The organism is Myxococcus sp. CA039A (assembly GCF_013336645.1).
In the GTDB taxonomy this organism is placed as follows: domain Bacteria; phylum Myxococcota; class Myxococcia; order Myxococcales; family Myxococcaceae; genus Myxococcus; species Myxococcus llanfairpwllgwyngyllgogerychwyrndrobwllllantysiliogogogochensis.
Genome location: NZ_JABUMQ010000078.1, coordinates 26,591 through 35,866, shown reverse-complemented (window position 1 = coordinate 35,866; position 9,276 = coordinate 26,591). Strand labels below are relative to the sequence as shown.

Annotated in this window: 9 protein-coding genes and 2 tRNA genes; 5 read left to right on the top strand and 6 right to left on the bottom strand. The window is 68.8% G+C overall.

Annotated elements, in window-relative coordinates; translation table 11 throughout:
• On the bottom strand, window positions 1-919 hold a 919-nt coding region (locus HR086_RS15390), incomplete at its 3' end, for a protein-glutamate O-methyltransferase CheR (RefSeq protein ID WP_174465994.1).
• Window positions 916-1,482 carry a chemotaxis protein CheW gene (locus tag HR086_RS15385; RefSeq protein WP_141644722.1) on the bottom strand — a complete coding sequence of 189 codons (567 nt, stop codon included), beginning with the start codon at window positions 1,480-1,482 and terminating at the stop codon, window positions 916-918. The genes HR086_RS15385 and HR086_RS15390, both read right to left, overlap by 4 nt.
• Window positions 1,483-1,728: 246 nt before the next feature.
• Here HR086_RS15385 and HR086_RS15380 point away from each other — a divergent pair, with 246 nt between their 5' ends.
• Window positions 1,729-3,783: a TonB family protein gene (locus tag HR086_RS15380; RefSeq protein ID WP_174465993.1), complete on the top strand. Its 2,055-nt coding sequence runs from the start codon at window positions 1,729-1,731 to the stop codon at window positions 3,781-3,783.
• A 37-nt stretch (window positions 3,784-3,820) separates the two neighbouring features.
• On the opposite strand, the gene HR086_RS15375 is transcribed toward HR086_RS15380, so the two are convergent.
• From HR086_RS15375 to HR086_RS15360, 4 genes are read right to left on the bottom strand one after another with little or no spacing between them, the layout of a single operon-like run.
• On the bottom strand, window positions 3,821-4,540 hold the full coding sequence (locus HR086_RS15375; protein ID WP_174465992.1) for an HAD family hydrolase: 720 nt from the start codon (window positions 4,538-4,540) through the stop codon (window positions 3,821-3,823).
• Between the two features lie 10 nt (window positions 4,541-4,550).
• Entirely contained in the window at window positions 4,551-5,510 is a 960-nt protein-coding gene (locus tag HR086_RS15370) for a myxosortase-dependent metalloprotease, MXAN_2677/MXAN_2678 family (protein WP_141644725.1), read from the bottom strand.
• On the bottom strand, window positions 5,507-6,388 hold the full coding sequence (locus HR086_RS15365) for a myxosortase-dependent metalloprotease, MXAN_2677/MXAN_2678 family (protein ID WP_174465991.1): 882 nt from the start codon (window positions 6,386-6,388) through the stop codon (window positions 5,507-5,509). The genes HR086_RS15370 and HR086_RS15365 overlap by 4 nt, the downstream gene beginning before the upstream one ends.
• Window positions 6,385-6,948: a hypothetical protein gene (locus HR086_RS15360; protein WP_141644727.1), complete on the bottom strand. Its 564-nt coding sequence runs from the start codon at window positions 6,946-6,948 to the stop codon at window positions 6,385-6,387. Before HR086_RS15360 ends, HR086_RS15365 begins: the two co-directional genes overlap by 4 nt.
• A gap of 87 nt (window positions 6,949-7,035) precedes the next feature.
• Between HR086_RS15360 and gltX the strand changes: the two genes are divergently transcribed.
• The 4 genes from gltX (at window position 7,036) to HR086_RS15340 (ending at window position 9,273) form a co-directional block, all read left to right on the top strand.
• Window positions 7,036-8,475, top strand: a complete 1,440-nt coding sequence (gene gltX, locus HR086_RS15355; RefSeq protein WP_141644728.1) for a glutamate--tRNA ligase — start codon at window positions 7,036-7,038, stop codon at window positions 8,473-8,475.
• 78 nt (window positions 8,476-8,553) lie between these two features.
• Window positions 8,554-8,940 carry a hypothetical protein gene (locus HR086_RS15350; protein ID WP_254614359.1) on the top strand — a complete coding sequence of 129 codons (387 nt, stop codon included), beginning with the start codon at window positions 8,554-8,556 and terminating at the stop codon, window positions 8,938-8,940.
• A 76-nt stretch (window positions 8,941-9,016) separates the two neighbouring features.
• Window positions 9,017-9,087: transfer RNA gene (locus HR086_RS15345), tRNA-Gln, on the top strand.
• A 114-nt stretch (window positions 9,088-9,201) separates the two neighbouring features.
• Window positions 9,202-9,273, top strand: a tRNA-Glu gene (locus tag HR086_RS15340).
• Window positions 9,274-9,276: the final 3 nt, after the last annotated feature.

Below are 9,276 nucleotides of genomic sequence, written 5' to 3'. Positions count from 1 at the left end.
GCTTCGGCGGAGGCTCCACGGGGGGCGGAGGACGAGGCGGCAGCGCGCGCGCCGCGGCACGCAGGGCGGTGGCGGCGTCGCGAACGGCGCGCGGAGTGGGCGGCGCGGGACGCGTCCATCCGGGAGGAGGAACCCTCAGCGCCACGCTGCCCTCGGCGTCCACCGCCTCCAGGCCCAGCCCGTTGGTGAGGGGCACCTCGGCGGGCGAGACGAAGAGCAGTCCCCCCGGCGCGAGCACGGAGACGAAGTGCTCCAGCACCCGCCGCACCAGCTCCGGTGGGAAGTAGATGAGGACATTGCGGCAGAAGATGGCGCTCGGTGCGCTCAGGGGTGGCGGCTCCGTGGCCAGGTTGTGACGACGGAACTCCACCATACGCCGCACCTGGGCCACGACGGAGAGCTGTTCGCCCCGAGGCTCCAGGAAGCGCCGCTCCAATTCCGGCTCGATGTGGCGCAGGGACCAGGGGCCATACAGCCCGTCCCGCGCGCGCTCCAACGCCCGGCCCGACACGTCCGTGGCCAGCACGCGGAACTGCCCCTCCGGCACGCCCGCCGCGAGCAACGCCATGGCGATGCTGTAGGGCTCCTCGCCGCTGGCGCAGCCCGCGCTCCACACCTGGAAGAACGGGCCGGCCTGGGGAAGCGCCAGCCTCGCGAGCGAGCGAAGGTGCTCCGGGTGACGGAAGAAGTACGTCTCGCCGATGACGGCGTACTCGATGAAGGTCTCCACCGCCTGCGCGTCCCGCCGCAAGAGGCCGCGCAGGAAGGACTCGGGCTCCAGGCCGCGAGACTCCGCGGAGCGCGCCAGCGCCGTCTCCAATGAGCGTCGCAGGCTGTGCGCGAGCGTCAGGCCGCAGGCGGCCCGGAGGACCTCCTCGACCTTCACGAGCGTCGCGTCGTCGAGGACGGCCTCGCTCACGTCTCCTCCGACCCCACCAGCACCGCGGAGATGCGCAGCAGCGGGCGAATCCCCTCGGGCGTCCGGCACAGGCCCGCCATCAACCCGGTGCCATCCCACGGCAGGGCCACGTCACCATCCGGAGTGCCCTCCACGAGCACCGGCGCCTCGACAAGGTCGCGGACCCTGTCCACCAGCACGGCGACCGGCCGAGCGCCCTTGCAGATGACCAGGTGCGCATCCAGCGCCGGCTCGCGCGTCACGCCCAGCAGCACGGCCAGGTCCACGGCGACAGCGGGGCTTCCTCTGTAGATGAAGGTCCCCGCGACATGAGGGGGGGCTCCCGGCAGCGGCTCCAGCTCCACCAGACGGACCACCTCCTGGACCGCGTCCGCCACCAGCAGCGCGCTGGTGCCCGCCGCGTCCAGGGTGAGATAGAGGCCCGGCAGTCGCAGCTCTCCCGACAGGGAGACCAGCTCCTGGCGCAGTCGCGCCTGCTCGACCTCCAGCGCGCCAAGGCGCTCCTGAACGGAGGCGCGGCGAAGCTGTGCATCCACGACGGGGGAGTTGGGGGTGTCTGCCATGGGGGGCGTCCCCGCCCGCTTCAGCCCTGGCGCGCGGGTGGACTCACGGTAGTCCGGGCCGTGAAGGAGTTCAATGCGGGGTGAAATGGACCGTCCCACACCCGACGGCCCAGGTGTGTGCTGTCAGCCGCCTTGGTACGTCGTGGATCCGCGAGGCCGGGAGTGCGTCCGGAAGTGGAGATATGGTTTGATGCGTACCCGGCACACTCCTGGAGAATCCATGTTGCTTGTAGTCAGGGGGTACGAATGATCAAGGGCGACTCGCCGAACCCCGAGACGCCCGCCGCGACGGGCGCGGATCCGCTCATCGGCCGGACCCTGAACGGTCGATTCAGCATCCTGGATCCCCTGGGTATCGGCGGCATGGGAAAGGTCTACCGAGCCCTCCAGGCCCCCCTGGAGCGAGTCGTCGCGCTCAAGGTCCTCAACCCCAGCTACTCCAGCACCCGGGACCCCGGCTTCCAGAAGCGCTTCCTGCGCGAGGCCTCCCTCACCTCGAAGCTGCGCCATCCCAACACCGTCACCGTCATCGACTACGGGCAGACGGACGATGGCATCTTCTACATCGCCATGGAGTACCTGGACGGCCGCACGCTGGCCCAGGTGCTCGGGCAGGTGGGGCCGCTGTCGTGGTCGCGCGCCATCGCCATCACCCAGCAGATCTGCCGCTCGCTGCGCGAGGCGCACAGCCTGGGCATCATCCACCGGGACCTGAAGCCCGCGAACATCATGCTGCTCAACGAGCAGGATCAGGACCTGGTCAAGGTCCTGGACTTCGGGCTCGTGAAGTCGGTGGCCGAGCCGCAGGAAGGGCAGATCGCCCCGGAGATCACCCAGAACGGCACGTTCCTCGGCTCGCCGCAGTACATGGCGCCGGAGCAGGCGCGCAACGCGACGGACGCGCGCAGCGACGTGTACTCGCTGGGCATCGTCCTCTTCCAGATGCTGATGGGGCGCCCGCCGTTCATCGCGCGGGACCACATCGAACTCATCTTCGCTCATTACAAGGAAGCCCCGCCCACCTTCCAGCAGCTGCGCCCGGACATCGCGGTGCCGCCGGAAATCGAGGCGGTGGTGCGCCGCTGCCTGGAGAAGGACCCGGCGCGTCGCTTCCAGACGATGGACGAGCTGCTGGAGGGCCTGCGCGAGGCGAGCATGTCCGCGGGCGGCAACAGCGGCATCTTCAAGCGCCCCGGTGGCGCGACGACGACGGGCCCCTACCCCTCCCCGCTGTTCTCCAGCGCCGGCAGCTCGGGGACGGACTCTGGTGACACGCTCGCGGTGGACATCAGCGTGGAGGTGCCGGTGGCCGTCCAGCGCGCCCGTCAGCGCACGCTGGCCATCGGCGGACTGGGCGGACTGGCGGTGGCGGGACTCGTCGCCGTGGGCGCCGTCTTCTTCATGAGCAACAAGGACCCCGTCAAGCCGCCGGAGACGAAGCCGGAGGCGGTGGCGCAGGCCCCCGTGCAGGCTCCGCCCACGGCGCCCGCGCAGGAGGCGCCCATTCCCGCCGGCGCGCACAAGGTCCGCTTCAAGCTGATGAGCCAGCCCAGCGGCGCGCGCGTCTTCTACCGGGGCAAGGAGCGCGGCACGACGCCCTTCACCCTGGAGCTGCCGGCGGGACAGGACGGCTCCATCACCGTGGAGCTCACCTTCGCGATGGAGGGCTACCAGATGGAGACCGTCGTCACGGGCGGCTCCGGTGACGTGGTGCTGTCGCAGAAGCTCCAGAAGCGCCGGGGTGGCGCGGGTCGGGGCGGTGGCGTGGAGGTGGCGTCCGCCTCCGCCGCCACGGACGAAGTCGAAGTGGCCGAGCCCGTGGCGACGCCGGGTGGAATGTCCGCGCCGGTGCTGCTCTCGCCCACCCAGGCGATTGCCGCCGAGCCGGCGGCTCCGCAGACCGCGGGCGGCGTGGGTGCGGCGGCGGCGACGCAGGCCAAGGGCGTGTCGGGTGGGCTGGCGGTGCCGGTGCTGCCCACCGCGGCGCTCGCCTCCGCGCGCGGCGACGTGCTGCCCTACAACGAGGACATGTCCCGCCCGGAGATGGTCGACCAGAGCAAGGACCTCGTCTACACGCGCGAGGCGATGGCGGCGAAGGCCGAGGGCGTGATGATTGTCCGCTGCACCATCACCACCAAGGGCCGCGTGGAGAAGTGCCGCGTCATCAAGTCCGTCACGTACATGGAGAAGCCGGTGCTGGATTCGCTCCAGTCCCGCACCTACAAGCCCATCATGTACCAGGGCCATCCGGTGAACGTGGACTACACCTTCAGCATGCGGTTGGTCGCGCCGCGCCGCTGAGGTCCGCGCGACTCGCCGGGCCTTGGGCGTCGCGCGCTCAGGGCCCGGTGGAAGGCACCACCGGAGGCGCGGGCGGCAAGGACATGGCGCCCCCTCCGGACGGAACACCCCAGCTCACCACCGGCCAGCCTCGCTTCCGGGCCTCGCGCTTGAGCCGGTGGTCGGGATGCACGGCCACCGGCCGCCCCACCACCTCCAGCACGGACAAGTCGGAGTACGAGTCCGTGTAGAAGGCACACGCGGCCAGCGGCACGCCCACTTCGCGAGCGTAGCCCTCCGCGTACGTGAGCTTGCCCTCGCCGAAGCAGATGGGCCCCAGCGGACGGCCCGTGTGCAGACCTTCGGCATCCACCTCGAAGCGGTTGCAGAGCACCGCGTCCAGCCGCAGCTCGCGCGCCACCCACTCCGACAGGTAGCCCGACGAGGACGTCAAGAGCGCCAGCCTGTCACCGGCGCGGCGGTGCTCCTCCACTGCGACGAGCGCACCCGGGCGATAGAGCGAGCGCACCGTCTGCTCGTAGAAGTCCGCGGTGCGCTGCTGGATGGGACGGGCCCGCGAGCCCGCGAGCAGAGCGACCGCGCGCTCCACCGCGTCCCGCATGGATACGAAGCCCAGGTGGTAGCGGGCAATCCACAGGCTCGCGCGCACGGCCTGCCACCGGGTGATGTGCCCCAGCTCCAGCTCGCGGCGGACCCACAGCGAGCCGGAGTTGGCGGCAATCAACGTCTTGTCGAGGTCGAAGAAAGCGACAGCCACGTTCTTCGTTCTAAGTCCGCTCGCGTGTGGACGCAGTGCCATCCCGACGTCCGCCCGTCCGCCGCCTCCCGCGCAAGAAGGCCAGGGCAGCCAGCCAGGCCCCCATGACACCCGCGCCAGGAGCGGCGGCGCAACCGGTGCCCCGCCCGTCCGCCAGGAGCACGATGCCCGCCTCCGCGCGCATGAGGCACTGATTGGGTGGAAGGCCCCGGGGATAGATGGAGCAGAAGCCGGCGGCGGAGCCCGCGTCGATGATGCGCTTGCGCGTCTCGCCCGGCGGCGCGGTGGGCTCCATGGTGGCCCCGGAGATGGGCACGTGGTCCAGCCCCACGACGTGGCCAATCTCATGCGTCATGGTGTTCTGCAGGTCCGTGGCCACGCAGTTCGTGGCCGGGACGCCCAGGCACGGCGGCGAGTCCACCGTGGTGAAGAGGAAGCCCGTGCTGCCTCCGGGCTGGGACGCGTTCAGCTCGATGTCCGAGTCGAGCACCCGGCCGTCGGTGAAGCTGAACGTGGAGGTGGTGAGGCCGATGGTTCCATCGCCGTGCTCCCAGCAGGTGTACTGGTTTCCGCACGTCTCCGCGTCCCAGCACGGGTCATCCGCCGCGACGACGTCATCACACGACGTCTCGCGGAACGTGACGATGTTGTAGTTGGCGAAGGGCCGCTCCTGGTCGTAGCCCACGACCACGGGAAGGCTCCAGTCGTCACCGCGCTTGAAGGCGTAGTCGCTGCACGTCTTCGACACCTGTCGCCAGGACTCGAAGGACGCCTCGATGGCGGCGACCTCGGTGTCCCCTGGCGTGCGCGCGCTGCCGTCCGCGTCCAGGTGGTAGATGTACTCGCGCACCGGCCACAGCAGACACAAGGGCCTGCCCGGAACGACGGTGCGACGATAGGGGAACTCCTCCTGCGCCAGGGCGGGCGAGGAGGCGAGGAGCACAAGGCCCAGTAGCCACCGCACGCTCATGAGCGGACCTCCCGCGCACGACGTCGCCGCCACAGCACCCAGGCCATCAGCGCGGGGCCGAGCGACGAAGCGCCTGTCGCAGAGCAGCCCCCACCCTTGGGTCCCAGCTCGTCGTTCATCACCGGATGCAGACACGCCTGACTGGCGCCGCCCTTGGCGTAGACAGAGCAGACGAAGTCGCGGGAGCCGGAGTCGATGGTCCGCTTGGACACTTCTCCGGCCTGAGCGCTCGGGAACATCGTGGAGCTCGCGAGGCGCGTGTGGTCCAGGCCGACGAAGTGACCAATCTCGTGCGTGGCGGTGTTCTGCACGTCGGTGGAGACACAGTTCGTCGTCACGGGAGGAAAGCAGGTGGGCCCGTTCGCCGTGGTGAAGACGTACTGGCTCGCGTTGAAGGAGATATCCGAGTCGTAGATGATGCCCGAGCGCTTGTCGTACGTCGTCAGGGTGATGGCGAGGGTGCTCTCGTCGTCATCCCAGCAGTCGTATTGATTGCCGCACGTCTCCGCCTTCCAACACGCGTCCGTGGCCGCCACCAACGCGCTACAGACCTTCGTGCGGAAGAGCACCACGTTCTGGTTCTGCTGTCCGCGCAGATAGCCCGCCTTGCGCTCGTCGATGACGGGGCCCTGCCGCAGCGTCAGGTTGCCGCAGGCGGCGAAGATGTCCTCCCAGCTCTGGAAGGCGACGCGGATGGCCTCGAACTCCGTGTCGCTCGTCGTGTCCGGATTGCCGAAGCTGCTCTGGTTCCAGGTGATGCTCGGCTGCGTCCAGTACAGACACTGGGTGGCGTCATCGCCCGGGGTCACCCGACTGCGGACATAGGGGTCGAACTGTCCCAGCACGAGGACCGCGAGCAGGGTTGCCGCGGGCGTCACGGCGCCGGCTCCGTCAGCGCGGCGCGGATGGCCGCCTTGAGCTCCGCGAGGGTCCTCGGCTTCTCCACCACCGTGCTCGGCTGACGCGTGACGGGGTCCAGCAGGAGCGCCTCCGAGGGCTCCGGGACGGCCATCGCGGGCTTGCCCGCCTCCTCGCGCACCACCTGGTACTTGCCCTGGGCCTGACCGGAGAGACGGAAGGCCTGCGTGCCGCGCTTGCGCAGGAAGATGACGACCTCCTCGCCCGTTTTGAACGATGCGAGCCCGTGCACCACCTGTCCGATATCGCCCACCTGACCGCCGGGCTGCGTCACGAGCACCGTGCCCCCAGGCTGTCCCTTGAGCGGCTCCTTCACCTCGACTTCGACGTCGGTGACGATGCGCCGACCATCACCGCTCCATCGGCTCTCCACTCGACGCACGACCCCGTGAATGACGGCGTCCGAGTCCCGGGAGAGCTGCGACAGGTCCACCCGGAGCTGCGTGGTGGCGGCCGCGGGCAGGGCGCCCAACAGCGCCACCGTCACCATCCCCATGCGAAATAGCTGACGAATCGACATACGCTTTCTCTCCTCGGCGCGCACCATACCTCAGCGTGCCCATCCGCGTTGACCCCCTACCGCCTCCCTGCTAATCCGCGCGCCCGTATGCCCACTGCCCCACGCGTCCGCTTCGCTCCCTCGCCCACCGGCTACCTCCACATTGGCGGTGCCCGTACGGCGCTGATGAACTACCTCCAGGCCCGGAGGTTCGGCGGCACGTTCATTGTTCGCATGGAGGACACCGACCGCGTGCGTTCCACCGCCGAGTCGGTGCAGGCCATCCTCGACGGGTTGGTGTGGCTGGGCATCGACTGGACCGAGGGCCCTGGCAAGGAGGGCCCGCACGCGCCCTACTTCCAGACGCAGCGCCTGGACACCTATCGCGAGCACTCCCAGCGGCTGCTCGCCGAGGGCAAGGCCTACCGCTGCTACTGCACGAAGCAGGACCTGGAGGCCCAGCGCGAGTCGATGGAGAAGTCCGGCGGCTTCTACAAGTACCCGGGCACGTGCCGCGACTTGAAGGGTCCTCCGGCGGGCCGTCGCGAGGAGGAGGCCGTCATCCGCTTCAAGATGCCCTCCACCGAGGGCACCGTGTCGTTCGACGACAAGGCGCTGGGTGTCATCACCAAGCCGTACTCGGACCTGGATGACTGGGTCATGCTGCGCGCGGACGGCATCCCGCTCTACAACTTCGGCTGCGTCATCGATGACCACCTGATGGAGATCACCCTGGTGGCGCGCGGGCAGGAGCACGTCAACTCCACCTTCCCGCAGCTGATGCTCTACCAGGCACTGGGCTGGCAGCCGCCCGAGTTCGCGCACCTGCCGCTCATCCTCGGGCCGGACCGCGAGAAGCTCTCCAAGCGCAAGCACCCGGAGGCGGATGTGATGCTGCACAAGCGCACCGGCATCATGCCGGAGGCGCTGAGCAACTTCGTCATCCGCCTGGGTTGGAGCCACGGCAACGACGAGGTCATCACTCGCGAGCAGATGGAGGAGTGGTTCGACTTCTCCGATGTCGGCACGACGTCCGGCGTGTGGAACCCGGAGAAGCTGCTGTGGCTCAACCAGCAGTGGATGAAGCTTCTGCCGGAGGCCACCGTCGCCGAGCGACTGGTGCCCTTCCTCGAGGCCAAGGGCTTCCAGGCGAAGGGCGACTCGCGGCTGGTTCCGCTGGTGCATGCGCTCAAGGAGCGCGCTCGCACGCTGGAGGAGATGGCCACCACGGCGGCGCTCTACTTCGGCACGGGCGTCACGCTCGACGAGAAGGCCGCGGCCAAGCACCTCGTCGGTGATTCGCTCGTGCTGCTGCGCAAGGTGCGCGACGGCGTCGCCGCGCTGTCCGAGTGGACGGTGGAGTCGCTGGACGGCGTGGTGAAGGCCGTGAGCGAGTCCTCCAGCGTGGGCATGGGCAAGGTGGCGCAGCCGGTGCGGGTCGCCATCACCGGCAACACCACGAGCCCGGGCATCGGAGAGACACTGCTGCTCGCGGGGCGGGACGAGGCCCTGCGTCGCATCGACGCCGCGCTCACGCGGGGCGGGTGACGTACCGCCCGACGAAGCGGTGGACGTCCGCCGCTTCGGCACCTATCTTCACCACCCATGATGCGTGCACTTGACACCATGAAACGGCATTTCTATAAGGCGCGCCCGCTCGGTGCGGCGCTGTGTGCGCTCTGGGTGGCGGGGGCGAGTGCCGACGTGGTCAGCGGCGCGCAGCTTCCGGACGGTGCTCAGAAGGTGGGGGAGAACCGTTACAGGGTGCCGAAGGACTTCGAGGCGACGCTGGACTACTACCGCTCGGTCTACTCGACGAGCAGCTATCCACGACGGCAGATCGTCAACCAGCCGGGCGTGAAAGCGGTCCACATCACCAACCCCTCGGGGAAGAACTTCGCGGGGCTGAATATTTACGAGGCGAACGAGGAAGTTCGCATCTACATCGTCCCGACCCAGCAGGCGGTCAAGCCGGTGAAAAAGCCGGAGACGAAGTCGGGGAAGAAGAAGTAGAAGTCGCAGCAGCAGCCGCCCACCGAAGTTGTTGCAGTCGCTGGGCGGTGTTGGTAGTAGAGGCAGCCGCAGTGATTGGGGAATCGTCTAACGGCAGGACAGCAGACTCTGACTCTGCTTATCTAGGTTCGAATCCTAGTTCCCCAGCTCGCAGCACCGCAGTCCGCAGCACCTCAGGAAGCTCGAAATCAGAAGGTTGACGAGAGCAAAACGAGAATGTAGGAAGCAGCAGCAGAAACACGGTGGTTGCAGCGAAATGTCGGCCCTGTCGTCTAGCGGTTAGGACGGAGCCCTCTCACGGCTCAAACTCGGGTTCGAATCCCGGCAGGGTCACTC